Source organism: Guptibacillus hwajinpoensis (genome assembly GCF_020171785.1).
Lineage (GTDB): Bacteria > Bacillota > Bacilli > Bacillales > Guptibacillaceae > Guptibacillus > Guptibacillus sedimenti.
Window position 1 is genome coordinate 105,102 of the sequence record NZ_JAIVAE010000004.1, and the last position, 26,236, is coordinate 131,337.

The 26,236-nt window shown below is 44.0% G+C and carries 22 protein-coding genes; 18 read left to right on the forward strand and 4 right to left on the reverse strand.

All coding sequences use genetic code 11. The annotated features are described in order from the left end of the window. Window positions 1-32: 32 nt before the first annotated feature. A complete protein-coding gene (locus tag LCL91_RS07770; RefSeq protein ID WP_224881447.1) occupies window positions 33-1,349 on the reverse strand; it encodes an NCS2 family permease in 1,317 nt (438 codons plus the stop codon). Between the two features lie 185 nt (window positions 1,350-1,534). Here LCL91_RS07770 and LCL91_RS07775 point away from each other — a divergent pair, with 185 nt between their 5' ends. Both LCL91_RS07775 and LCL91_RS07780 read left to right on the forward strand, forming a co-directional pair. After that, complete coding sequence (locus tag LCL91_RS07775; protein WP_224881448.1) at window positions 1,535-2,062, forward strand: YwhD family protein; 528 nt, start codon at window positions 1,535-1,537, stop codon at window positions 2,060-2,062. A gap of 177 nt (window positions 2,063-2,239) precedes the next feature. After that, window positions 2,240-2,491: a DUF2164 domain-containing protein gene (locus LCL91_RS07780; RefSeq protein WP_224881449.1), complete on the forward strand. Its 252-nt coding sequence runs from the start codon at window positions 2,240-2,242 to the stop codon at window positions 2,489-2,491. 25 nt (window positions 2,492-2,516) lie between these two features. On the opposite strand, the gene LCL91_RS07785 is transcribed toward LCL91_RS07780, so the two are convergent. Then, window positions 2,517-4,574 (reverse strand): transglycosylase domain-containing protein, encoded by a 2,058-nt coding sequence (locus LCL91_RS07785; RefSeq protein WP_224881451.1) that lies wholly within the window; start codon window positions 4,572-4,574, stop codon window positions 2,517-2,519. 188 nt (window positions 4,575-4,762) lie between these two features. On the opposite strand from LCL91_RS07785, the gene bacA reads away from it, so the two are divergent. The 7 genes from bacA (at window position 4,763) to LCL91_RS07820 (ending at window position 10,894) form a co-directional block, all read left to right on the forward strand. Then, window positions 4,763-5,542 carry an undecaprenyl-diphosphate phosphatase gene (gene bacA, locus LCL91_RS07790; protein ID WP_224881453.1) on the forward strand — a complete coding sequence of 260 codons (780 nt, stop codon included), beginning with the start codon at window positions 4,763-4,765 and terminating at the stop codon, window positions 5,540-5,542. A gap of 272 nt (window positions 5,543-5,814) precedes the next feature. Beyond that, window positions 5,815-6,642: a polyamine aminopropyltransferase gene (speE, locus tag LCL91_RS07795; protein WP_159786415.1), complete on the forward strand. Its 828-nt coding sequence runs from the start codon at window positions 5,815-5,817 to the stop codon at window positions 6,640-6,642. 2 nt (window positions 6,643-6,644) lie between these two features. After that, the gene (gene speB / locus LCL91_RS07800) at window positions 6,645-7,523 is read left to right on the forward strand and encodes an agmatinase (RefSeq protein ID WP_224881740.1); all 879 of its coding nucleotides are present in this window, start codon (window positions 6,645-6,647) and stop codon (window positions 7,521-7,523) included. Between the two features lie 206 nt (window positions 7,524-7,729). After that, entirely contained in the window at window positions 7,730-8,158 is a 429-nt protein-coding gene (locus tag LCL91_RS07805) for a DUF1934 domain-containing protein (protein WP_224881456.1), read from the forward strand. Continuing rightward, a complete protein-coding gene (gene argS / locus LCL91_RS07810; protein WP_224881458.1) occupies window positions 8,155-9,816 on the forward strand; it encodes an arginine--tRNA ligase in 1,662 nt (553 codons plus the stop codon). Before LCL91_RS07805 ends, argS begins: the two co-directional genes overlap by 4 nt. Before the next feature lie 115 nt (window positions 9,817-9,931). Further along, window positions 9,932-10,102, forward strand: coding sequence for a XapX domain-containing protein (locus LCL91_RS07815; RefSeq protein ID WP_098445426.1), 171 nt, complete (start codon window positions 9,932-9,934; stop codon window positions 10,100-10,102). Between the two features lie 18 nt (window positions 10,103-10,120). Next, window positions 10,121-10,894, forward strand: a complete 774-nt coding sequence (locus LCL91_RS07820; RefSeq protein WP_224881460.1) for an alpha/beta fold hydrolase — start codon at window positions 10,121-10,123, stop codon at window positions 10,892-10,894. On the opposite strand, the gene uvsE is transcribed toward LCL91_RS07820, so the two are convergent. Together uvsE and cls are read right to left on the reverse strand one after the other, a co-directional pair. Next, on the reverse strand, window positions 10,866-11,822 hold the full coding sequence (gene uvsE, locus LCL91_RS07825) for a UV DNA damage repair endonuclease UvsE (protein ID WP_224881462.1): 957 nt from the start codon (window positions 11,820-11,822) through the stop codon (window positions 10,866-10,868). The two genes, LCL91_RS07820 and uvsE, sit on opposite strands and share 29 nt — an antisense overlap. Before the next feature lie 258 nt (window positions 11,823-12,080). Further along, the gene (gene cls / locus LCL91_RS07830; RefSeq protein ID WP_224881464.1) at window positions 12,081-13,259 is read right to left on the reverse strand and encodes a cardiolipin synthase; all 1,179 of its coding nucleotides are present in this window, start codon (window positions 13,257-13,259) and stop codon (window positions 12,081-12,083) included. Window positions 13,260-13,500: 241 nt separating this feature from the next. Here cls and LCL91_RS07835 point away from each other — a divergent pair, with 241 nt between their 5' ends. The 9 genes from LCL91_RS07835 (at window position 13,501) to rpoE (ending at window position 25,928) form a co-directional block, all read left to right on the forward strand. Further along, complete coding sequence (locus LCL91_RS07835) at window positions 13,501-15,609, forward strand: heterodisulfide reductase-related iron-sulfur binding cluster (RefSeq protein WP_224881466.1); 2,109 nt, start codon at window positions 13,501-13,503, stop codon at window positions 15,607-15,609. A gap of 106 nt (window positions 15,610-15,715) precedes the next feature. Beyond that, the gene (locus LCL91_RS07840; RefSeq protein WP_255639971.1) at window positions 15,716-16,930 is read left to right on the forward strand and encodes an acetyl-CoA C-acetyltransferase; all 1,215 of its coding nucleotides are present in this window, start codon (window positions 15,716-15,718) and stop codon (window positions 16,928-16,930) included. A 14-nt stretch (window positions 16,931-16,944) separates the two neighbouring features. Beyond that, window positions 16,945-17,799 carry a 3-hydroxybutyryl-CoA dehydrogenase gene (locus tag LCL91_RS07845; protein ID WP_224881470.1) on the forward strand — a complete coding sequence of 285 codons (855 nt, stop codon included), beginning with the start codon at window positions 16,945-16,947 and terminating at the stop codon, window positions 17,797-17,799. 20 nt (window positions 17,800-17,819) lie between these two features. Then, window positions 17,820-18,962, forward strand: a complete 1,143-nt coding sequence (locus LCL91_RS07850; RefSeq protein WP_224881472.1) for an acyl-CoA dehydrogenase — start codon at window positions 17,820-17,822, stop codon at window positions 18,960-18,962. A gap of 181 nt (window positions 18,963-19,143) precedes the next feature. Next, a complete protein-coding gene (locus LCL91_RS07855; protein WP_098445419.1) occupies window positions 19,144-20,286 on the forward strand; it encodes an acyl-CoA dehydrogenase in 1,143 nt (380 codons plus the stop codon). Between the two features lie 8 nt (window positions 20,287-20,294). Continuing rightward, the gene (gene meaB / locus LCL91_RS07860; RefSeq protein WP_224881474.1) at window positions 20,295-21,257 is read left to right on the forward strand and encodes a methylmalonyl Co-A mutase-associated GTPase MeaB; all 963 of its coding nucleotides are present in this window, start codon (window positions 20,295-20,297) and stop codon (window positions 21,255-21,257) included. Between the two features lie 17 nt (window positions 21,258-21,274). Beyond that, window positions 21,275-21,880: a TetR/AcrR family transcriptional regulator gene (locus LCL91_RS07865; protein WP_224881741.1), complete on the forward strand. Its 606-nt coding sequence runs from the start codon at window positions 21,275-21,277 to the stop codon at window positions 21,878-21,880. A 13-nt stretch (window positions 21,881-21,893) separates the two neighbouring features. Then, window positions 21,894-25,157 carry a fused isobutyryl-CoA mutase/GTPase IcmF gene (icmF, locus tag LCL91_RS07870; protein WP_224881476.1) on the forward strand — a complete coding sequence of 1,088 codons (3,264 nt, stop codon included), beginning with the start codon at window positions 21,894-21,896 and terminating at the stop codon, window positions 25,155-25,157. A 282-nt stretch (window positions 25,158-25,439) separates the two neighbouring features. After that, entirely contained in the window at window positions 25,440-25,928 is a 489-nt protein-coding gene (rpoE, locus tag LCL91_RS07875; protein WP_224881478.1) for a DNA-directed RNA polymerase subunit delta, read from the forward strand. The last annotated feature ends 308 nt before the right edge of the window (window positions 25,929-26,236 follow it).

Here is a 26,236-nt window from a genome sequence, read left to right on the forward strand (position 1 = left end):
AAAAAGCTCCGCCCAGTGGGCAGAGCTTTTGATTATGCATGAGGCAGAAAAGCAAGTTGATAGAAGAATAGTACGGCGAAAAGGTACAGAAGCGGATGAACGTCACGCCATTTTCCTTTCACAACTTTTAAAATAGGGTACGTAATAAAGCCAAGAGCGATTCCTGTTGCAATACTTGCAGTTAGTGGCATTGTGAGAATGATTAAGAAAGCTGGGAATGCTTCGTCAAACTCACTCCAATCGATTTTGCCAACGGCGCCAATCATTAAGCTTCCGACGATAATGAGCGTTGGTGCTGTAATCGCCGCAAGACCTGATAGAGAGCCGACGAGTGGTCCAAAGAACGCAGAGATAATGAACAAGACTGAAACGACGACAGATGTTAGACCAGTTCGACCACCAGCTGCAACGCCTGCAGAGGATTCAAGATAAGCACTTGTAGGGCTTGTTCCAAAAATGGCTCCAACTGTTGTACCGATTGAGTCAGCAAGAAGTGCCTGACGTGCACGCGGCATTTTCTTCCCTTTCATTAAACCAGCTTGTTCAGCAACGCCAACCATCGTACCGGTTGTATCAAATAAAGTAACAAGTAAGAAGGAGAATACAACGGCGTATAAGCCGTATTCAACCATATCTTTAATTGCCTGAAGTGGGCTTCCGAAAATGAAGAATTCAGGAGCCGAAGGTGTTTGCATGAAGCCTTCTTTAAATTCAAGCTGTCCTGTGAAGATCGCAATCACCGCAGTCACGATCATGCCGAAGAATAATGCCCCAGGAACGTTACGGGCCATGAGAATAAGCGTAATGATCAGGCCAACAAGTGCTAAAAGCACTTCAGGAGAATGCAGGTTTCCAAGACCAACAAGGTTTTCTTCATCAGCTACGATAATGCCTGTCATGCGAAGGCCGATAAACGCAATGAATAAGCCAATTCCAGCTGTGATACCAAGCTTAAGATTTGTCGGAATGGCTTCAATTAGCTTCTCACGGAATGGGGTTAGAGAAAGAATAATAAATAATAATCCCGCAATGAAAACAGCGCCAAAGGCGACTTGATAAGATACGCCTGCCTGTCCACCTACGACGGAAAATGCGAAGTAAGCATTTAGACCCATACCAGGTGCAATTGCAATTGGGTAGTTTGCGAATAAACCCATCCATAGTGTTCCGACAACAGCTGCAATAATCGTTGCGATAAAGACGGTATCGAACGGAACCCCTGTTGAGGATAGGATAATTGGGTTAACAATTACGATATATACCATTGTCAGGAAAGTAGTTAATCCTGCAAGAAATTCTGTTTTAACGTTTGTTCCATTTTCTTTCAAGCGGAAAAAGGAGTTAAACATGGTAAGACCTCCATTAAATACGAACGTTTTTTAAGCACAAATACTATAATATTCGTAATAAACGCATTTGACAAGGGGTAATCTAAAATCAATTCCGATAAAACGTGAATGGTTGTAACATGAATCCGTTCAGGTAATTGTGATAAAATGATAGCGGACATTGCGATTGAAGGAGGTACTAAGAAATGGCAAATGAAGAAAAAAAGAATCCGAAAAAGAAGCCTTCAACAGGTTTTAACATTTTAAGTGGTGATTCTACTGACGGACACGGAGGTTATGGAGTAGGTACGATTAACCTCGATAACGTTTCACCTGTCATTATCGATCCGACAACGGACGAAATTTATGTAGATGTAGGTGCGCTTCATGCGCGTAGTGCTCTTGAAAAACGCAAGAAGCTCGTAAAGACGCGTGAAGAAGTGCCGGATGGTCATACAGCGTGGATCGTATGGGTGACCCTTCAACGCACGGAAGAAGGACCACACTATCATGGCATCGGCGCATGTGAATTTTTCTTTAATGCAGAAGCGAAGCGCGCATGGAAAAGTATGCCAGAGCATGTGAACAATATGGATAAATCCATGAAGGGTAAAGTCGTAGTCGACCATATGGATGCTAAATCAAAACAAATGCTACGTAACTATTTAATTGAGTTTGATAAAGAAGTCTATGAACGTTCCAGTGACGAAGTGAAAGCAGGACTTCAAGACTAACTTTGAGTTGTTTTCTGACGAATTGATAAAATCCCTTGAGGTTTCCTGAAACTGAGCGTAAACTTATGGTTACGCAACACATATAGCTAGGACCCAAAACAGCCCGGGGAAGTTTCCCCGGGTTGTTCTGGTTCTAGGGAACATTTCGTAAGCGTTTGCTTAGAAAGGGTGAGCTAGGTGTATCAAATCTCACGTGCGAAAAAGAAAGAATTAGTTGAGCGCATCCAAGCATTTTTCTATGAAGAAAGAAATGAAGAAATTGGCGATCTTGCCGCTGAAAACGTGTTGCATTTTGTGATGTCCGAAATCGGTCCAACACTTTACAACGCTGGCATTTCTGACGCAATTGGTATGACAGAACAAAAGTGGATCAGTATCGAACAAGACCTTGAGGCGTTAAAGAAGCCAGATCCAGAAGTGAATCGCTAAGAAAGACGGGTGTAGCACCCGTCCTTTATCTAATCCAATTAAAGAACCGATCGAAAATGCCTTTTTTCTGCTTTTCTTTCTCTGAAGAAGGAGTTCCGGGATGATCTTCACACAGGTGTGAAGGCTCAGTTCCTTCTATATAATAAGTTAACCGCTTCACAGGGCAATTGTCAGTCGCGATCAGCCCTGTTTGAGGGTCAACTTCTATCCCAACCACATTATCTGGTTTCTTAAAATCAGTCGCTTTTTCCTCAGCTAGCGCCTCTTCGATAAAATTTGCCCAGATCTTTTTCGTATAAGAGCCATCGTTACGATGATTCAATTTCTCTCCTTTATCGTATCCAACCCAAACCGCTGCGGTAAGCTGCGGTGTGAATCCTACCATCCAACTATCTGTAGAAGTTGACCCCGTTTTGGCGGCAGCCGGTCGCGTTAAGAGGTGATCAACGCCAGATCCCGTGACGCGCGTGTAATCATTGAGTGATTCATCGAAGACGCCGGTCATCATACTGGTCGTCACAAAAGCGGCATCAGGATCCAAAACTAGCTCAGATTGTGATGAATGCTCATAAATCACTTTGCCATCGCGATCCTTTACTTTCTCGATGTAGTAAGGAGAAACGCTATAGCCACCATTTGCTAGCATGCTATATGCTTCTGTCATTTCCATCATCCCAACAGGCTTTGTTCCAAGCGCAAGAGAAGGGATGGCCGATAGTTTACTTGTAATTCCAAATGATTTTGCCGTATTAACGAGCGTTTTTTCCTCCAAAAACATATGTGTTTTTACCGCGACAACGTTATCAGAAAGAGCTAAAGCTTGTGCAAGAGTAATTTCCTCATTTGCATAAACATCTCCATAGTTGTGTGGAGAATAGGTTTTCTTTTCGTTATCATAGTAGAAAGTTGTTGGCTCACTTCGCACAAGCGTTGAAGGCGTGAAGCCATTTTTGACAGCCGCATAATACAACAGCGGTTTAAACGTGGAACCTGGCGTGCGCTTTGCCATCGTGGCACGATTAAATTTACTTTCTGAATAATCACGGCCACCGATCATCACCTTAACGGCTCCTGACGTCGGCTCCATGGCGACGAGCGCTGCCTGAATGTCGCTTTTTGGGTCAATGGAGGAGGCTACCCATTTTTCTGCTGCTTTTTGCATCTGAGCATCAAGCGTCGTATAAACGTGGAGCCCGCCTTGCTCAATGACACGCTCATCAAGTGAAAGCACCGATCGTAATTCCTTTTTTACTTCCTGAGCAAAATAAGGAGCGATGTCGGACTTCGTTTCTTCCGTGAACGTTTGGAGCGCCATATTTTCTGTTTCTGCTTCCAGTGCTTCCGCTTCAGATAGCACATCGTTCGACACCATCGCTTGGAGAACGGTGCTTTGTCGTTCCTCTGCCCGCTCGGCATCGGCATAAGGAGAGTAATAGCCAGGTCCTTTTGGAATACCAGCAAGCATAGCTGCTTCTGCAAGAGAAAGTTCCTCTGCTGTTTTGCCAAAGTACGTTCTTGCCGCAGACTCAATTCCGTAAGAGCCGTGTCCATAATAAATCGTATTTAAATACCCTTCAAGAATCTCTTCTTTTGAATAATGAACCTCAAGCCGGTAAGCGTAAAAGGCTTCTGCAATTTTTCGTTTCCACGTTTTATCATGTTCTAAAAAGAGATTCCGCGCATATTGCTGTGTAATGGTACTAGCTCCTTGAACTTTTGCCATTGCTTTTAAATCAGCTAGAATGGCCCCGCCGATCCGTTTAAAATCAAACCCCATATGATCGTAGAAATGCCTGTCTTCAATGGCGATTGTTGCATCAATCACGTTGGGAGAAATATGTTCAAGGTCAACCCAATAGCGGTTCTGACCATCTTGATTTGATTCGCTTATAACCGTTTCATCATGATCATAGTAAATCGTTGTTTGTGGAACTTGAAGTTCGGGAGCTCCCATAAACACCGTTAGCAAATAAAGCATCCCGATAGACATCCCGATTAACACGATGCCAATCATCATTAATTTACTTAGAAGCATGGTCCATCGCTTCCAATAATGGAATCGCTCATCCTTGAGCCATTTCATGTGGTTCACCCCCACATCGTCTTAAATCTAGTATGTAACAATCTAGAAACTCTTAAACACGTTTCCCGATGAAAGATACTTGTTTTTTCAAAACGAACGACGGTAGCAATAAGTTTAAAAAATAGTTGTCCAGTTTTTGAATAAAGTGAACTATACTAAATCTTAATGGAGAGCGGGGAGAGAAACGTATGGAGATTATGATTGCCATCATACTTGGGATTGTAGAAGGACTAACAGAATTTTTACCAGTTTCATCAACGGGGCATTTGATTTTAACAGGATACTGGCTCGATTTTACTGGAGAGAGGGCAAAGACGTTTGAAATCGTCATTCAACTCGGGTCAATTCTTGCGGTGGTTGTCATGTATCGAAAACGATTTGTTTCGTTATTATCACCAAAATCAAGTGAAGGGTTAACCCTTGTTCATCTCATCCTTGGTATGATTCCAGCTGTAGTAGCAGGCTTCCTTCTTCATGGGTTTATAAAAAGTTATCTGTTCTCGCCATATACCGTTGTCATAGGACTGATTGTTGGTGGTGTGTTAATGATTTTCGCTGATCTAAAAAAGCGTGCCCCTGTTAGTTCAAGTTTAGATGACTTAACGCTGAAGCAAGCTTTCTCGATTGGTCTCTTTCAATGTTTAGCACTGTGGCCAGGTTTTTCACGGTCAGGCGCCACGATTTCAGGAGGCGTCTTACTAGGAACAAATCATAAAACAGCGGCTGAATTTTCGTTTATTTTAGCGGTTCCGATGATGGTGGCGGCAAGCGGATATGATTTATTGAAAAGCTATGAGTTTTTATCCGTATCTGATCTTCCGATATTTGCGACAGGCTTTTTGGCAGCCTTTGTTGTTGCGCTTTTCGCTATTGTAACATTTATTAAATTCGTGGAACGCGTCCGGTTGATCCCTTTTGCGATCTATCGATTTGTACTCGCTCTCTTTGTTTGGATGGTGTTGTTTTAGCGCGAATGGAAGAGGGGCAAATTCATTACTGTTAGAAACAAGAAATGAATGTAGAAAATTCTCTTGCTTTTTACGCAGAGTCGACTATACTTTTCTTGTGCTTTAAGAAACTTTTAAAAAGGGCGAAAGGATAAGGAAAACGATGGCTTCCGTTTGGTGGCAAGCTTTCCTGATGCTTAGATCCATTTTTTTGCTACATACTAAAGGTGTTTGGACCTATGCGGTTCGGGAACGGTCTTAGTGTAGCAATTTGACATAGAGGAGTGGTTTACATGGAATTATGGTACACAGAGAAACAGACAGAAAGCTTTGGCATTACGGCGAAAATTAAACAGACGTTGCATACAGAACAAACGGACTTTCAGCGTCTGGATATGATTGAAACAGAAGAGTTCGGAAACATGCTTGTTCTTGATGGTATGGTTATGACAACAGAAAAAGATGAGTTCGTCTATCATGAAATGGTCGCTCACGTACCGTTATTTACGCATCCGAATCCAAAACACGTTCTTGTTGTTGGCGGTGGAGATGGTGGCGTTATTCGTGAAGTATTGAAGCACCCATCTGTTGAAAAAGCAACGCTCGTTGAAATCGATGGCAAAGTGATCGAGTACTCGAAGAAATACTTGCCTTCTATCGCAGGAGCATTAGATAACGAGCGTGTTGAAGTGCTCGTTGATGACGGCTTTATGCATATCGCGAAAAGCGAAGGCGAATACGACGTGATTATGGTCGATTCAACGGAGCCGGTTGGACCAGCTGCAAAGCTTTTTGAACGTGGCTTTTATGAAGGTATTTCAAAAGCTTTAAAAGAAGACGGTATTTTCGTTGCACAGACGGACAACCCATGGTTTAAAGCAGACTTAATTACACAAGTATCCAAAGACGTAAGAGAGATTTTCCCGATTACGCGCGTTTACACAGCGAACATTCCTACTTACCCAAGCGGTCTCTGGACATTTACGATTGGTTCGAAAAAGAACGATCCGCTTGAAGTACCTGAAAGTCGTTTCCATGAGATTGACACAAAGTACTATACAAAAGAGCTTCACACGGCTAGCTTTGCACTTCCAAAATTCGTACAGGATCTCATTAAATGAGCATGAAGTTCGATGAAGCTTATTCAGGTAATGTTTTTATCCTAAGCCATCCGTCTTTTGATGAAAGTAACGTTGTGATCTACGGTATGCCGATGGACTGGACGGTTAGCTTCCGCCCAGGTTCTCGCTTTGGGCCAGGTCGGATTCGTGAGGCTTCTCTCGGCCTTGAAGAATATAGTCCTTATGCCGATCGTCATCTTGAAGAAATTCGGTACTTTGATGCAGGTGATATTCCACTTCCATTCGGAAATCCACAGCGAAGCATTGATATGATTGAAGAATACATCGATTCGTTGCTTGAAGCTGGAAAGTTTCCACTTGGTATGGGTGGCGAGCACCTTGTGACGTGGCCAATCCTTAAAGCATTTCATAAGAAGTACGATGATCTTGCGTTGATTCACATTGACGCCCATGCCGACTTGCGTGAGGAGTACGAAGGCGAACCGCTTTCTCATTCCACACCTGTTCGTAAAATTTGTGGGTTGATTGGTGCAGAGAACGTGTACTCGTTTGGAATTCGCTCTGGCATGCGTGAAGAGTTTCAATTTGCGAAAGAGTCAGGCATGCACATGCATAAGTTCGACGTTGCGGAGCCTTTGAAAAAGGTTCTTCCAACGTTAAAAGGACGCAACGTGTACGTTACGATTGATATTGATGTGCTTGACCCTGCTCATGCGCCTGGAACAGGCACCGCTGAAGCGGGAGGCATTACGTCCAAAGAATTACTTGAAGCGATCGCGGCGATTGCCGGTTCGGAAATAAACGTGGTCGGAGCCGATCTTGTTGAAGTGGCTCCAGCATATGATCCATCTGAACAAACGCCAATTGCGGCTAGTAAATTTATCCGTGAAATGTTACTTGGCTGGACGCATAAGAAATAAGACGTAGAGGCTGTATTCGATCTGAATACAGTCTTTTCTTATTGGAAAGAATGGAAGAACTTTTAGTTATACCATTTCAGTAAGTCCCCTCTCATTGTGACAAAAAGCGTCACACTGAGATTGGCCTTAAGCTTGTCGGGGGTGGACAAGGCCCCTCCGCTTTTCTTATAATAAGAAAGTTAATGATTTAGTGAGGACGTGAAGTGATGAGTGATCATCCGATTGAAATAACGATTGATTCCCGGATTCAGTCAGGGAAAGAGAAAGAGTCTACGAATTATTCCGTTCAGGGAAACCTTGTTGAGAAAGGCGAAGTGCTTTATTTGCGTTATGAAGAAAGCCTGGAGATTGGGAAGGTTTCAACAACGGTGAAAATAGATCAAGAACAAGTGACCGTGATTCGAAGAGGAGCACTTTCCATGCGTCAGCAGTTTGCGCCAGGACAAGTGTCAGAATCTCTTTATAAAACGCCGTTCGGAGCGATGCCGATGCAAATTCGAACAGAACGTATTGAGCAGCTGGTGGACAAGGAGAAGTTGAAGGGCCGTTTAACGCTACGCTATTTGCTTTACCTTGAAGAAGATGAAACGCAGCGACATGAGCTGTCGCTAAGCTGGAAAGGAGCAAGTCAATGAACAGTGTGGAACAAAAGAAAGAGCAGTTAAAAGAAGAGATTAAGCAGGCCGTCATCAAAGCGAACCTTGCATCCGAAAGTGAAATGCCTGAAGTAATTCTGGAATCACCGAAAGATAAAGCGCACGGTGATTATGCAACGAATATGGCGATGCAGCTTGCTCGTATTGCAAAGAAAGCACCTCGTGCCATTGCAGAGGATCTAAAAGCAAATCTTGATATGACAAAAGCAGGCATCAAACAAATTGATATTGCGGGTCCAGGATTTATTAACTTTTTCATGGATACAGCTTATTTAACAGAGCTCATTCCAACGATTCTTGATAAAGGAAATAACTACGGTCGTTCCGCTGACAAGAATGAAAAAATCCAGGTAGAGTTCGTTTCAGCCAATCCGACTGGAAGCTTGCACCTCGGTCACGCGCGAGGAGCAGCAGTTGGCGATACGCTATGTAACGTACTAGACCGTGCTGGTTATGATGTATCACGTGAATATTACATCAATGATGCTGGAAACCAAATTCATAACCTTACTGTATCTCTTGAAGCGCGCTACATGCAGGCACTTGGAAAAGAAAAAGACATGCCTGAAGATGGCTATCAAGGACAGGATATCGTTCAGTTCGGGAAAGATCTTGTTGAGAAAGAAGGCGATCGTCTCCTTCAACTTAACGACAAAGAGCGCTATGCTTATTTCCGTGAATATGGACTTGAGCGCGAGCTTGAAAAGCTTAAAAAAGATTTGAAGGAATTTGGCGTTGAATTTGATGTCTGGTTCTCTGAAACATCTCTTTATCAATCAAACAAGATCGATAACGTTCTTGCGAAGTTAAAAGAGCGTGGTGAAACGTTTGAGCAGGACGGTGCAACTTGGTTCCGTTCCACCACTTACGGCGACGACAAAGATCGCGTTTTGATCAAAGGTGACGGCTCTTATACGTACTTAACGCCGGATATCGCTTACCACCAGGATAAGCTATCACGCGGTTTTGATAAGTTGATCAATATCTGGGGAGCAGACCATCACGGTTACATCCCAAGAATGAAAGCAGCCATTGAAGCGCTTGGCTATAAGCGTGAGCAGCTTGAAGTGGAAATCATTCAGATGGTGAATCTCTTTAAAGACGGCGAGAAAATGAAAATGAGTAAACGAACAGGGAAAGCCGTTACCCTTCGTGAATTAATGGATGAAGTGGGCATTGATGCAATGCGCTATTTCTTCTCCATGAGAAGCTCGGATTCACATCTTGATTTTGATATGGATCTTGCTGTATCTCGTTCGAACGAAAACCCTGTGTACTACGTGCAGTATGCGCATGCTCGCGTATGTAGCATTCTTCGTCAAGGCGAAGAAATGGGCTTAACAGAAGACGCAGATCTTTCTCTCATTACATCTGAGAAAGAAATGGACCTTCTTAAGAAGCTCGGTGAACTTCCTGAGGCGATTGCAGAAGCAGCGGAGAAGCGCATGACGCACCGCATCACGAACTATGCATTTGAGCTTGCTCAGGCGCTTCACAGCTTTTATAATGCGGAACGCGTGTTGGATTCAGAAGATCTTGCGAAAAGCGCAGCACGCTTTAAGCTAATGAAGGCCGTTCGTCAAACGATCCAAAACACGCTAGAGATCATCGGCGTCACAGCTCCAGAAAAAATGTAATAACGAAGTCCTGTCGCGTTTGCGACAGGACTTTTTTTCTTAATCACGATGCCGTTCCAATCATTTTTTATAATGAATCATTCATTCGGTCATACTTTAAAGAAGAGGTGATCGGATGAAGACGGTATTAATCGCAACATTAACGGGATTTTTAGTAGGTCTTATTTTTGCTTTCTTAAAACTTCCGATTCCAGCTCCGCCTGCTTTTGCAGGAATTGCTGGTATTGTTGGCATTTACCTTGGATTTAAAGCGTACGAGTGGATGGTCGGATTTTTTTCATTATAAGGAAATGAGGTTAACGGATTGGCGTATGTAAAGGTAGACGATCTTGACTTATTTTATGAAGAGAAAGGGAGCGGGCTGCCGCTAATTTTTCTTCATCCACCGGGGATGGGGCATGTTGTGTTTCATGAACAGGGGAAGCTTGCGGAGCATTTTCGCATCATTGTTTTTGATATGAGAGGTCACGGGAGAAGCGGTTTAGGTTCAAAGGAATTTTCGATTGCTCTGTTAGCAAATGATTTAAACCTTCTGATGGAGGCACTCAGCATAAAAGAAGCAGTGCTGATTGGCTATTCCAGCGGAGGAAGTGTCGCTCAGGAATTTGCCATTCAGCATCAAGAAAAAGTAGCCGGACTCCTTTTATGTGGTGGGTTTTCTGAGGTGAGCGATCCATTTCTTCAAGCTGAATTTCGGGCGGGGAAGGCGCTTGTTCATAAGATGAAGGTGCTTTTTTGGATTCTTGCGAAAGGACATGCGAGAAGCGAGGCAGAATTTAAAATGTTACGTTCGTACATCGTTAGCACGAATCCATACCTGCTTGAGAACTTTTACGAAAAAGGACGTCGCTATGTGTGCACGAACAAACTAAGCGCGCTCCATATACCGTTTCTGCACGTAACGGGAGAGCGCGCCTTTTACTTTCATCATTATCAAAAAAAGTATCGAAACTATGTACCGCACTGTCAGCTCGTGCGCGTCTCGAATGCGTATCATGAGCTACCAACAAAATCGTGGAGAGAGTTAAATCAGATTATTTATCAGTTTGCTACTTCCATTGAATTGAACCGCCGTTAAGTCGCTTTACACCGCGAACGGCTGAAAGATCTTCGACAAGCTGGAGAGCTGCGAGATCTTTTTTCTTTGCTTCAATCATAATGTCTGCATCTTCTCCGTGTTCTTTCAACATGTTAAGAAACGGAATCGCAAACTCACTGTCCACATAATCAGCATGACTGCGATACGCACTCGTTGATTTGGGGGAAGAAAGGTGGAATTTAGGTCGAATGCTGTGCGATTCCCACGTCTTATACACTCGCTCAAAGAATTGATCAGGCAGGCCATCGCCTGGATTCGCCATATGATGATGGTAGTCGAAAATAAACGGCACGCCAGTTTGCTCACATGCTTCTAGTGTTTCTTTTGCAGTATAGGTTTTGTCGTCATTTTCAAGCGTTACGTGCGAGCGGACGGCAGTTGGCATTTTATCGAAGTTTTTATAAAACCGTTTCAATGTTTCCACTTTATCTCCATAAGCGCCACCAATATGGATATTGACGATTGAACGTGTGTCAAGACCCATTGCCTCTAACATGGCGACATGATAATGCAGATCACCAATTGCATTTTCTGTTACGTGTGATTTGGGACTTGTGAAAAGTGTAAATTGATTTGGGTGGAAGCTTACGCGAAGCTTGTGCTTCTTTACTAGATTTCCGATTTCTTCAAACAGTTCTCGAAAAGGCGTGATATAATCCCAAGTTGCTTCAGGATGCGTTGCAAGCGGCACGATGGATGAAGACATGCGATAAAGATCAATTTCATGCGCAATATTATAATGAAGCGCTCGAAGCGTACTTTTTAAATTCGTCTCTGTAATCCTGTGCAGTTTGGCTTCTCGCTCTTCTTTCGGTAGCTTTGACCACGTTGCAAATGTCATTGTTCGCGCGGGGGAAGCTTCGTATAATGCGAGCGCGTTCGATACATAGCCGAATCGAAGTTGCATGATGAGGTCGACTCCTTTCTTGAAAGGTCTGATCGTTTCATTCCCTTTGACCTTAAGTTAAAACGGAATGTAGCACATTTAAGCTTAAGGCTCTTCTCTAATAAGTTGTAGCTTTTCAATCAATTATTGATATTGAATAAAAAACCACATTTCGCTAATTGTAGCGGAAGGAGGCTCACCGCCCTCCCCGCGGAAAGCGGGTAGGAGCGGAAATTACCACTTATCTAAAAACAACAATATCTACGAAAAGAGCCAAACTTAAAGAAATGGACTAAAAAGACGTGCGATTGGAGCAAGCATGCGGTTCCCAATCGTTCGATCTTGAAGTCTTTTCAAATCGAGGCGTTCAGACTGAAGCAGGTCCTTTTTAATAACCTCCTTGATCTCCGTAACAAAGTCAGGAGAGTGTAAAAGGCAATTGATCTCGCCATTAATGTGAAAACTTCGCTGATCAAAATTCGCCGTACCAATATCACAAAACGTATCATCAATAACCATCACTTTGGCGTGGTAAAACCCGTTCATATATTGATACACTTCACAACCAGCCTGGATCAGTTCGACGAGATAGGGATAAGATGCTTCTTTTACGAGGGGATGATCAGCGCGCATTGGTAAAATGATTTGCACAGACACGCCGCATTTTAATGCACGTAAAAGACTCGTCTGGACGGTTTGTCCTGGAATATAGTAGGGTGTCCCAATTTTGATTGATGTGGTTGCTTTATCAATGTAAGAAGCGAATGATTTTTCGATATCACTTCCATTTGTAATATGAAATGTAAGTGTTTCGGCCCCTTTTTCCAAATCGGCTGAAACAGCTTCAATAGGAGAGGAATGGTTTTCCATCCAATCTTGAACAAATTGATCTTGTAGTCCTTTTACAGCTTCACCAGTTAACCTAAGGTGGTAGTCGCGCCAATAGCCGAATTTCGGGTCTTTGCCCGCATATTCGTTGCCCACATTAAACCCACCTATATAGCCGATCTTTCCGTCAATAACCGTTATCTTCCGATGGTTGCGTTCATTTAAAGAAGTAAAGAGATTCGGAAAAGAAATTTTTCTAGAATAGGAAAAGTGGATGCCGCATGAGCGCATCTTGGTAATGGTGGATTTCTTTAAGCCATGACTACCTCCGTAGTCTGTAAGTAGGTAAATGAGAACGCCAGAACCAGCTTTTTTACAAAGATGATCAATCACCTTTTGACCTGTTTCATCATTACGAAAAATGTAAAACATCATCTGGATCTCTTTGCTCGCGCTGTCGATATCGCTAAGCAGCTGTCGGAAAAAATCATCTCCATCCCCGATGAAAGTGGCATTACCGGTCGTTTCAATCCACGAAGAAGAAGTCTGCTTTCTTTTTTTACTTCCGAAATGAAGATCAATAACGATCCATAATATGAGAACAAGGAGAACGAAAAAAAAATACCTCATGCGTTTCACCACTTTCCACTGCTGATTTGGACATAGTTTGTCCTAAACTTGAAAAAAGTAAAAAAAAATCTCTGACTGAATGCTCATTCATTTGTTTTTGTGTTATACTAAAGTCAGAAAATTACTTTCATTCTGACTTAAAAGCGTTTTCATAAATGGTTTGGACATTCGGGGAGCACCATCGTTCAAGCAACTTAGAAGCGGATAAGAAGGAATGACTCGAAAGGAGAGGTTTGCCAACATGGATGTTTTATTGATCGCTAACTGGATTGCTTTCATTCTTGTAACCGCTTACGCACTATTCTTGTTTGGTTATGTTGTTAAGACGCGATACGAATACATTAAGCTTGGAAAGAAAGCAGAATTTGATCATTCCATGAAAGAACGACTAGAAGCGATTCTAGTTAAAGTATTTGGGCAAAAGAAATTACTAAAAGATAAGAAGAGTGGAACGATCCATGTGATGATGTTCTACGGTTTCCTTCTCGTTCAATTTGGTGCGATCGATATGATTGTGAAAGGTCTATCGCCGGGGTCACACCTTCCTCTTGGACCGCTTTATCCAGCGTTTACGTTTTTCCAGGAGCTCGTGACGCTTATGATTTTAACAGCGGTCGTATGGGCATTCTATCGTCGCTATATTGAAGCCATTGCTCGATTGAAAAAAGGCTTTAAAGCAGGACTTGTCCTCTTATTTATCGGTCTTCTTATGATATCCGTCTTATTTGCCGGCGGTATGGAAATCATTTGGCATGATGCAGGTTACTCGTGGAGCGCACCAGTAGCTTCAGGGATTGCATTCCTGTTCTCCTGGATCAATGAAACAGCAGCGATTGCGCTATTCTTCTTTTTCTGGTGGATCCACCTGCTCGTCCTACTTACGTTCATGGTGTATGTACCGCAATCGAAGCATGCTCACTTAATTGCTGGACCAGTGAACGTTTTTCTCGGCCGCACGCACAAAGTTGGTCAGCTTTCATCCATTAACTTCGAAGATGAAAGTCAAGAAACATATGGTGTTAATACGATTGAAGATTTTAATCAAAAGCAGCTCGTCGATCTGTACGCTTGTGTAGAATGTGGACGCTGTACAAATATGTGTCCAGCAACCGCAACAGGAAAAATTCTTTCCCCGATGGATTTAATTGTGAAGCTACGTGATCATCTAACGGAAAAAGGAGCAGCCGTCACATCAAGAACACCTTGGGTTCCAGCGTATGCTTTCTCAAACACAGTTGGAAATCAAATCGCTTACCAATCCCGTGAACAGCAAGAAACAGCTGCAGCAGCAGAAGGGCTTGTAAGCGGAGATTTAATTGGAAATGTCATTACCGAAGAAGAAATTTGGGCTTGTACAACGTGCCGTAACTGTGAAGACCAGTGTCCGGTTGAGAATGAGCACGTTGATAAGATCATCGACATGCGCCGTCACCTTGTCTTAATGGAAGGAAAGATGGATAGCGATGTTCAGCGCGCGATCACAAACATTGAACGTCAGGGCAACCCATGGGGCATTAGCCGTAAAGAACGTGAAAACTGGCGCGATTTGCGTGACGATATCGTTGTTCCAACAGTAAAAGAAAAAGAAAAAGCAGGCGAAGAGTTCGAATACCTCTTCTGGGTTGGCTCAATGGGCTCTTACGACAACCGTAGCCAGAAGATTGCTGCTTCTTTTGCGAAAATCATGAATGAAGCAGGCATTTCATTCGCTATTCTTGGTAACAAAGAAAAGAATTCTGGTGATACGCCTCGACGTGTAGGAAACGAGTTCTTATTCCAGGACCTGGCGCAGAAAAATATTGAAACGTTCCAGAAGCATAACATTACAAAAATCGTAACGATCGATCCTCATGCTTATAACTCTCTTAAAAATGAGTATCCAGAGTTTGGGCTTGAAGCAGAGGTTTATCACCATACCGAATTATTATATGACTGGATTAAAGAAGGAAAACTGAAGCCGAAGCACGAAGTAAACGAGAGAATCACCTATCATGATTCCTGTTACCTCGGCCGTTACAACGAAGTGTACGATCCCCCACGTGAAATTCTTCGCAGTATTCCAGGCGTTGAAGTGATCGAGATGGACCGCAATCGCGAAAACGGCATGTGCTGTGGCGCAGGTGGCGGTTTGATGTGGACAGAAGAAGACACAGGATCTCGTATTAACGTTACGAGAACCGAGCAGGCATTAAGTGTGAAACCTTCCGTTATCGGAAGCGCATGTCCATATTGCTTAACGATGATGAGTGATGGGACGAAAGCGAAAGAAGTAGAAGAAGAAGTAGCAACGCTTGATATCGTCGAGATTTTAGAACGCTCGATTGTTCAAAAGGAAGCCGTTCTGCAATAGACTGTTTGGCAAAGGGTTAGCTTATGCTGTTACGACCGGCATGAGCTCTTTCCTTTGTTACTTTGTCGGTAAGGTGAGCGAGCGTTCAGTCGCATTTTATGCAATAATGATAGCGTTTTCAAAAAAGAGAGGAGAGGTTTTTGTGGGCAAAACGGTCATCGTTAGTGGCGTAAGAACGCCATTTGGAAAATTTGGAGGGGCTTTAAAATCAGTTGAAGCATCTAAACTTGGGGGAACAGCGATCAAAGAAGCGTTAGTTCGCGCTGGAGTTGAGCCTGGAGATGTTGATGAAGTGATCATGGGATCGGTGCTTCAAGGTGGGCAGGGTCAAATACCATCACGACAGGCTGCACGCCACGCGGGCATTCCGTGGGAAGTGAAAACAGAAACGATTAACAAAGTGTGCGCCTCTGGTCTTCGTAGCGTCACGCTCGCCGATCAGATCATTCGCTCTGGCGATGAAGAAGTAATCGTTGCGGGTGGGATGGAATCGATGAGCAATGCGCCATACATCATGAAGGATGCGCGCTGGGGTATGCGAATGGGCGACAAACAAGTGGTTGATCTTATGGTTCATGATGGCTTAACGTGCTCCTTTGACGGCTGTCATATGGGCGTTTATGGAAATACGACTGCTGAAGAATATGAAATTTCGAGAGAAGAGCAGGATCGCTGGGCGACAAGAAGTCAGGAGCGAGCAGTAAAGGCGATGGAAGCTGGGATTTTTGCTGAAGAAATTATCCCTGTTGAAGTGCCGCAGCGAAAGGGAGATCCACTTGTCGTTGAACATGATGAAGCGCCAAGAAAAGGCACAACGGAAGAGCAGCTCGCGAAACTAAAGCCTGTTTTCGGTGCTGATGGAACAATCACTGCGGGGAATGCACCTGGTGTAAATGATGGCGCAGGAGCGCTTGTCCTAATGTCGGAAGAACGCGCTTCGAAAGAAGGAAAAGAAGTGATGGCAACGATTCTTGCGCATACGGCCATTGCAGTTGAAGCAAAGGATTTCCCAAAGACGCCGGGTCTTGTGATCAATGAACTTTTAAAGAAAACAGGGAAGTCACTTGAGGAAATTGACCTATTTGAAATCAATGAAGCATTCGCGGCGGTTGCATTAACAAGCGGAAAAATTGCTTCTCTTGATGAGGAAAAAGTGAATGTACACGGGGGTGCAGTGGCACTTGGACATCCAATTGGCGCAAGCGGTGCACGTATTTTAATAACACTCATTCATGAATTGAAGCGACGCGGTGGCGGCATCGGAATAGCAGCGATCTGCAGCGGCGGTGGTCAAGGCGACGCGATTATGGTTCAGGTATAGAAGGGGGCATGACAATGGAAATCAAAACAATTATGGTGATTGGTGCTGGACAAATGGGATCAGGGATTGCACAGGTGTGTGCAGCGTCAGGCTATATCGTGTACTTAAATGATTTAAAGCAGGAGTTTATCGATAAAGGACTTGCAGGAATTGAGAAAAACCTCTCAAAGCAAGTTTCCAAAGAGCGGATTACACAGGACGATTTGAACGGAACGATGGAGCGTTTGAAACCAACAACAGATCTGCAGGATGCAAAGCACGTTGACATCGTCATTGAAGCCGCAGTTGAAAACATGGAAGTAAAGGGAAACCTTTTTGCGCGCCTGGATGAAATTGCCGAGGAACATACAATCCTTGCAACAAATACCTCTTCCCTTCCAATTACGGAAATTGCGGCAGCGACAAAGCGCCCTGAGAAAGTAATCGGCATGCATTTTATGAACCCGGTACCTGTCATGAAGCTTGTTGAAATTATTCGGGGCTTAGCGACAACGGATGAAAGCTATCAAGCGGTTGAAAAGCTGGCAGTGGATCTTGGAAAAACAGCGGTGGAAGTAAATGATTTTCCTGGATTTGTGTCGAATCGAATTTTGATGCCAATGATCAATGAAGCGATCTATACCGTTTATGAAGGTGTGGCGTCTCCTGAAGATATCGATAGCGTCATGAAGCTCGGCATGAATCATCCGATGGGACCACTAACGCTCGCTGATTTTATTGGGCTTGATACGTGTTTGTACATTATGGAAACGCTTCAAGAAGGATTTGGCGATGACAAATATCGCCCATGTCCGCTTCTGCGAAAGTATGTAAAAGCCGGCTGGCTCGGACGTAAGACAGGAAGAGGCTTCTACCAATACCAGGTTTAACACCACGAGGAGGAACGAGCATGGAGCTTGTATTTACGGAAGAGCAGAAGATGATGCAGAAAATGGTGCGGGACTTTGCGGAAAAAGAAATCGCCCCAATCGTTGAGGAAATGGAAGAGACGGATCGCTTTCCACGCGAAGTGATCAAACGAATGGGCGAGCTCGGTTTAATGGGCATCCCGATTCCAGAAGCCTACGGTGGAGCGGAAATGGACTATTCGTCTTATATTATTGCGATTCATGAGCTCTCAAAAGTAAGCGCCACGGTTGGCGTAATTCTATCGGTTCATACGTCCGTTGGGACACTACCGATCCTAGCGTTTGGAACAGAAGAACAGAAAAAACGCTACATTCCGAAGCTTGCGACTGGTGAATACCTTGGTGCGTTCGCACTGACGGAACCGAGTTCAGGTTCAGACGCAAGCAGCATGAAAACGCGCGCTGTAAGAGACGGAGATCATTACATTTTGAACGGCTCGAAAATCTTCATTACAAATGGTGGAGAAGCAGATACGTACGTCGCCTTCGCTAGAACGAATCCGGATGAAAAAGGAAGCAAAGGCGTAACCGCATTTATCATTGAGCGCGACATGCCTGGCTTTAGCGTTGGAAAGAAAGAGAAGAAAATGGGGCTACACGGCTCGAATACAGTGGAAATCATTTTCGAGAACTGCCGTGTACCTGTTGAAAATCGTCTTGGCGAAGAAGGGCAGGGCTTTAAAATTGCGATGGCGAATCTTGAAAGCGGTCGCATTGGAATTGCGGCTCAGTCACTTGGCATAGCGGAAGCCGCGCTAAACTATGCGACAGCTTACGCAAAAGAGCGTCATCAGTTTGGGAAGCCGATTGGGCAGCATCAGGGGCTTGGTTTTAAGCTTGCGGATATGGCAACAGAAGTAGAGGCGGCAAAACTCCTAACCTATCGTGCAGCTGACCTGAAAAACCACGGAATCCCATGCATGCAGGAAGTCTCGATGGCAAAGCTCTTTGCATCGAAAGCTGCCGTGAAAGCTTCGATTGAAGCGGTTCAAGTATACGGAGGTTACGGCTACACGAAAGATTATCCAGTAGAACGCCTCTTCCGCGATGCAAAAGTATGCGAAATCTATGAAGGAACGAGCGAAATCCAGAAAATCGTCATAAGTCGGAACCTGATGAAATAAAGAAAAGCTGCAGTGACCGAGGGTCTGGTCACTGCAGCTAGATCAGAAAAGCCGGTGATACCCGTTTTATTGGCCAAAAACCAATTATATTGGCCAAACTTCATTTTTATTGGCCAAATTCGAGATATATTGTCCAAAACCAACTTTTATTGTCCAAACCACCAAAAAGGAGAGAAACAGGATGAACTTTCAACTATCAGAAGAACATGAAATGCTACGGAAAATGGTGCGCGACTTTGCGAGGAAAGAAGTTGAGCCAACTGCAGCAGAGCGTGATGAAGAGGAGCGCTTTGATCGCAAGCTTTTTGATCAAATGGCGGAACTTGGCTTAACGGGGATTCCGTGGTCAGAAGAGTACGGCGGTATTGGCTCCGATTATTTAAGCTACGTGATTGCGGTGGAAGAACTTTCGCGCGTATGTGCCTCTACTGGGGTAACATTATCCGCTCATACCTCTCTAGCTGGTTGGCCACTTAATGCTTTTGGTACGGAAGAACAGAAGCAAAAGTTCCTACGTCCGATGGCGGAAGGGAAGCTAATGGGGGCTTACGGCTTAACGGAGCCTGGATCAGGTTCTGACGCTGGTGGAATGAAAACGACTGCGAAGCTTGATGGCGATCACTACATTTTAAATGGATCAAAGATTTTCATTACAAACGGTGGTGAAGCGGAGATCTACATCGTGTTTGCTCAAACGGATAAAGAAAAGCGTCACAAAGGAATTACGGCCTTTATCGTTGAGAAAGGAACGCCAGGTTTCTCTATGGGTAAGAAAGAGAAAAAGCTCGGGATTCGTTCTTCACCTACATTAGAAATTATTTTTGAAGATTGCCGTGTACCTGTTGAGAATCGTCTTGGCGACGAAGGGCAAGGCTTTAAGATTGCCATGAAGACGCTTGATGGTGGACGTAACGGGATTGCTGCTCAAGCTGTTGGAATCGCGCAGGGGGCACTAGATGCGGCTACGGCGTATGCGAAAGAGCGCAAGCAGTTTGGTAAGCCGATTGGTGAGAATCAAGGCATTGGCTTTAAGCTAGCCGATATGGCTACAAAGATTGAAGCAGCTCGACTATTAACTTATCAGGCAGCATGGAAAGAAAGTCAGGGTCTGCCGTATGGTAAAGAATCGGCGATGTCTAAGCTATATGCCGGCGATATTTCAATGGAAGTGACGACAGAAGCGGTGCAAGTCTTTGGTGGCTATGGCTATACGAAGGATTATCCGGTTGAGCGCTACATGCGTGATGCGAAAATTACGCAAATCTATGAAGGTACAAATGAAATTCAGCGTCTTGTTATTTCAAGAATGCTGATGGCTGATTAAGAAGCGCCATGCATCCACTCGCAGAACGACTTTCACAAAAGGATGAGCGAGCGCTCGCTAAAGCCATTAGTCTTGTCGAAAATGATGCTGAGGATAAATTAGATTTGCTGAAGGATATTCATCCGATGACAGGGCGGGCCCACTACATTGGCATGACTGGGTCACCTGGTGCCGGAAAAAGTTCTCTTGTAAATCGATTGATTACGTATTTAAGAAAACAAAACCTTACCGTTGGCGTTGTCGCTGTTGACCCAACGAGTCCGTTCAGCGGTGGGGCTCTTCTTGGCGATCGGGTTCGGATGGCGGAGCATTTTACAGATCCAGGCGTCTTTATTCGGAGCATGGGAACGAGAGGAAGCCTTGGAGGTCTATCGCGAACGACGAAAGAAACCGTCCGTTTGATGGATGCTTTTGGTTTTGATGTTATTTTGATTGAAACGGTTGGGGTTGGGCAATCGGAGCTCGACATTATGAAAATCGCAGATACGATTGCGGTTGTTTTAAATCCGGGTAGCGGAGATGTCGTGCAAGTCTTTAAGGCTGGCATCATGGAAATTGCAGATCTCTTTGTGGTGAATAAAGCGGATTTACCAGGCGTTCCGAAGCTTCTTGCCGAGCTTGAAAGTATGCTTGATCTTGTTAAGCACGATGCGCCGTGGCGTCCACCGATCGTGAAGGCGATCTCTGTTCAGAATCTAGGTCTTGAAAAAGTGTGGAAACGAATGCAGGAGCACTTTGAATACAGCAAAGCATCCGGTGAGCGTGATGCTCGGCGTAAAACGTCACTTGAGCGTGAAGTGATGGAAGTAGTACATGCTGAAATGATGAAAAAGCTTATGGAATATGAAGAAACGGAGAAAGGCTGGGTCGAGGAAGTGACAAGCGGTTCCATTGACCCTTACTCAGCTGCTGTAAAGCTGCTTCAGAATTACATGGAGGGCAGTCTTGAGAGGAAGGGGATGGGAAGGTGAAGAAGAACGTGCCTTCGATGGTGAAAGATGAGAAGCTGATCCAGAAACGTCGCGAGCAAATGATTAAAGCAGCGGTCTCTCTTTTTAAAGAAAAAGGGTTTCATCGAACAACGACGAGAGAGATCGCTCGTGTCGCCGGGTTTAGCATTGGAACGCTGTATGAATACATTCGTAAAAAAGAAGACGTACTTTACCTTGTTTGCGATAGTATCTACGATGAAGTGCGCGAGCGGCTTGAAGAACAGCTGAAGCCAGATATAACGGGGATTGAGCGGCTGAGGCAGGCCCTTCATGCGTTTTATCATGTGATGGATGATATGCAGGATGAAGTGCTTGTCATGTACCAGGAAGCCAAATCGCTCCCGCGGGAGACGCTCCCCTATGTATTGAAAAAGGAACTCGGTATGGCCGAAATTTTTGAGCGACTGATTGAAGAGTGCGTGATGGAAGGGAAGCTACGCCTGACAGAAGACGAGATCTATGGCGCTGCGCATAACATTCTTGTGCAGGGGCAAATGTGGACCTTTAGGCGTTGGGCGCTGCATTCACATTACTCAATTGAAGAATACACCAAAATGCAAGAAAGATTTTTGATGCAGGCGATCGAAGCCAAAAACGTATAGAGGAGGAACAGCAGTGAGTGTAGTTAAAACGTATAAACCGGTTAACCACGTTCGTTTTGTAACCGCTTCAAGTTTGTTTGACGGCCACGATGCATCCATTAACATTATGCGTCGTATTTTACAGGCCAGTGGCGCGGAAGTAATCCATCTTGGTCATAACCGGTCCGTTGAGGAAGTTGTGAATGCTGCGATTCAGGAAGATGCGCAGGGAATTGCGATTTCTTCCTATCAAGGCGGTCACATGGAGTATTTTAAATACATGTACGATCTTTTGAAGGAAAAGGGAGCTTCTCACGTTAAGATTTATGGTGGGGGAGGCGGCGTCATTATTCCTAAAGAAATTAAAGAACTTCACGCCTACGGAATATCACGTATTTTCTCACCTGATGATGGCAGCGATCTTGGACTTCAAGGCATGATCGACCACATGATTAAGGAATGTGATTTCCCGACATTTAAACAAATTGATAATCAGATTGATCGTTTGCATGAACGTGATCCTCAAGCTGTATCAAGTCTCATTACGCTAGCGGAAAGCTATGGAGGAGAGCGCACAGAAGAGACGGCGGCCGCTGCTGAGCAAGTGTTCGATAAGCTAAAGAATATGGAAACCGATTCACCAGTTCTTGGGATTACTGGAACCGGTGGCGCCGGTAAAAGTTCCTTAACCGATGAGCTTGTGCGACGTTTCATTAATGAATTTGATGATAAGACGGTAGCGATTCTTTCCATTGATCCGACAAAACAAAAGACTGGCGGCGCTCTGCTCGGTGACAGAATTCGTATGAACGCGATTCACAATGATCGCGTCTTTATGAGAAGCCTTGCAACGCGAAAATCAAAAACCGAACTTTCGCTTTCGATTCGTGAAGCGCTAACGGTGGTGAAGGCGGCTGGCTATGACTTGATCATCATTGAAACGAGCGGAATCGGCCAGGGAGATGCCGAAATCGTTGATATTTCCGATGTTTCGATGTATGTAATGACAAGTGAATTCGGTGCGCCTTCTCAGCTTGAGAAAATTGATATGATCGACTTTGCTGACTTGATTGTCATTAATAAATACGAGCGAAAAGGTTCTGAAGATGCCTTGCGAGATGTAAAGAAGCAATACCAGCGCAGTCACATGCTGTTTGAACAAAATTTAGATCAAATGCCCGTCTATGGCACGATTGCCAGTCAATTTAATGACCCGGGCACGAATACACTTTTTAAAGCATTGGTTGATACTATTCATCGCAAGTGTCGCAATGACTGGGCAACAAATATCGAAACGAGTGACATTGTTGAAAAGCTGAATTTGATTATTCCGCCACAGCGCCAGCAATATTTACAGGATATCTCTGGCTCGGTTCGACGCTATCATGAATATGTTGAGAAACAAGTTCAGCTTGCGCGAAAAGCGTTCCAGCTCCAAGGGACAATAGAGATGCTTAAGAGTGCGGAAAATAGCGACGAGACAATTACCATGCTAACGAAGATGAAAGATCAAAACATGGAAGACATGCATACAGAAACTCGGAAAATCATCGAGAACTGGCCTGAAGTGAAAGAAAAGTATAGCGGAAAAGAGTTTGTGACGGTGATTCGAGAGAAGGAAATCGTGACGGAGCTTACGACAAAGAGTTTGTCTGGCCTTGATATCCCTAAAGTTTCTCTACCGAAATACGAGGACTGGGGAGAAATCGTTCGCTGGGTTCTAAAAGAGAACGTACCAGGCTCGTTTCCTTATACAGCGGGAGTTTTTCCGTTTAAACGAAAAGGCGAAGACCCGAAGCGTCAATTCGCAGGGGAAGGTACACCGGAGCGCACGAATCGCCGCTTTCATTACCTTTCTGAGAATGAAGATGCAAAGCGCTTAAGCACGGCCTTTGATTCCGTCACGCTATATGGAGAAGATCCAGACTATCGACCAGATATTTATGGAAAAGTTGGCGAAAGTGGCGTAAGCATTTGTACGCTTGATGATATGAAAAAGCTTTATGCAGGGTTTGATTTGTGTGCGCCTTCTACTTCGGTATCGATGACGATTAACGGCCCTGCGCCAATCATTCTTGCGATGTTTATGAATACGGCAATCGAGCAGCAAATCCAGCGCTTTGAAGAAAAAGAAGGACGGAAAGCAAATGCCGAAGAGCTTACAAAGATTAAGGCACACACGCTGAGCACTGTTCGTGGTACGGTTCAAGCTGATATTTTAAAAGAAGATCAAGGACAGAACACGTGTATCTTTTCAACGGAATTTGCCCTTCGAATGATGGGAGACATTCAGGAATATTTCATTAACGAAAACGTGCGTAATTATTACTCCGTATCAATTTCTGGGTATCATATTGCAGAAGCTGGAGCCAATCCAATATCGCAGCTGGCATTTACGCTTGCCAATGGTTTTACGTACGTTGAATACTATTTAAGCCGCGGCATGGATATTGATAAATTTGCGCCAAATCTCTCGTTCTTCTTTAGCAATGGACTGGATCCAGAATATACGGTCATTGGAAGAGTGGCGCGCAGAATTTGGGCAACGGTGATGCGTGAGAAGTACGGTGCTAATGCGCGCAGTCAGAAGTTAAAGTACCATGTTCAAACGTCAGGTCGCTCCCTGCATGCGCAAGAGATGGACTTTAATGATATACGCACAACACTACAAGGTTTAATGGCGATTCATGATAACTGCAACTCGCTTCACACGAATGCGTACGATGAAGCGGTAACAACACCGACAGAGGAGTCGGTTCGTCGGGCGATGGCCATTCAAATGATTATTACAAAAGAGCACGGGTTAACGAAGAACGAAAATCCGCTCCAAGGTTCGTTTATTATCGAAGAATTAACAGACCTTGTTGAAGAAGCCGTTCTTAGTGAATTTGAGAAAATCAATGCGCGCGGTGGGGTATTAGGTGCGATGGAGACGCAGTACCAGCGCGGCAAAATTCAAGAAGAGTCTATGCATTACGAGATGCTAAAACATAGCGGCGAGCTTCCGATCGTTGGTGTAAATACGTATAAAAATCCGAATCCACCAGCAGAAGAAGAGTGGAACATGGAACTTGCCCGAGCGAGCAAAGAAGAGAAGGAACAGCAGATTACGAACTTAAAGCAGTTTCAGGAAGCGCATGCTGATAAGACAGAAGAAGCGCTTAATCGCTTAAAGCGTGCCGCCCTTAGTAAAGGAAACATTTTTGAAGAGTTAATGGAAACCGTTAAGGTCGCGAGCCTTGGCCAAATTACAAGAGCTCTTTATGAAGTGGGCGGGAAATACCGTCGTAATATGTAGGCAGTAAAGAACTTGTCAAATGCAAGCGTTCATATTATTGTAGGAGGAAGGACTTCCCTTCCTCCTTTTTGTTCGAAAGAGAAGAGCATTTGGAAGATTAAATCCTGTTATTTCAATAGATTTGTTTGAAAATCGTAGCATAGATTGTGTAAATTTGTTTATAATGAATGGTATGTTTTGAATTAGGGTATAACGAGCAACATGAAACGCGATCGTTTTAAAAATAGTGAAATTCTAGTAGCTATTATTCATAGGAGATAATTGAAAGGGAGTGCCGATATCGTGAGTAGCTTAAAGCAACTGTCTGCTGAAGACATTCAAGAAACATCCATGATTGATATTATGTATTTCATCCTGCAGGACGAGAAGAAACCCGTTTCTTTCTATAAACTGATGGACCAGATTGGAAAGATGAAAGGTTTATCTTCCTCACAGCTTCAGGAAATGCTTGCAGAAGTTTATACAAACCTGAACACGGATGGTCGATTTGTAACGCTTGGAGACAACCAGTGGGGTCTAAAAGGCTGGTATCCAGTTGAGCAATCACAAGAGGAGCTAGCAACAACAATCAAGCCTAAGAAACGCAAGAAGTCTGAAGATGACCTTGGTTTCGATGAAGATGAGGAAGACGATCTTGAAGATCTTGAAGTAGACGATCTTGACGACTTTGATGACGACGACTTCGATGATGATACAGAAGATTTGGATGATGAAGACCTTGATGATGAAGATGACGACGATGTGGAAGACGACGAAGAAGAAAACAAATAATTTCTGTCGCTTCTTGACTTTCAGTAGCGAAATCGGTAGAATCATTTTTGGGCTTCACCAAAATACTAAACTAATTTATAGATCCGATATAAAAACAAAAGTGCCCCCCATTTATGGGACAGGTGCCACTTTTGTTTTTTTTGTTTTTATACTCACCTTGAGAAGCTTTTAGCCAGTAAGAGTGGACCTTCCGTTTTAAGTAAAGAAAATTGTATCCATCTGCATGGATTTTATTAAAAAAATAAAATCTCTCGTTTCAGATGAATCCTCTCCCTTTCTAAAAGGGCAGAATACAAACCATGAGGGGG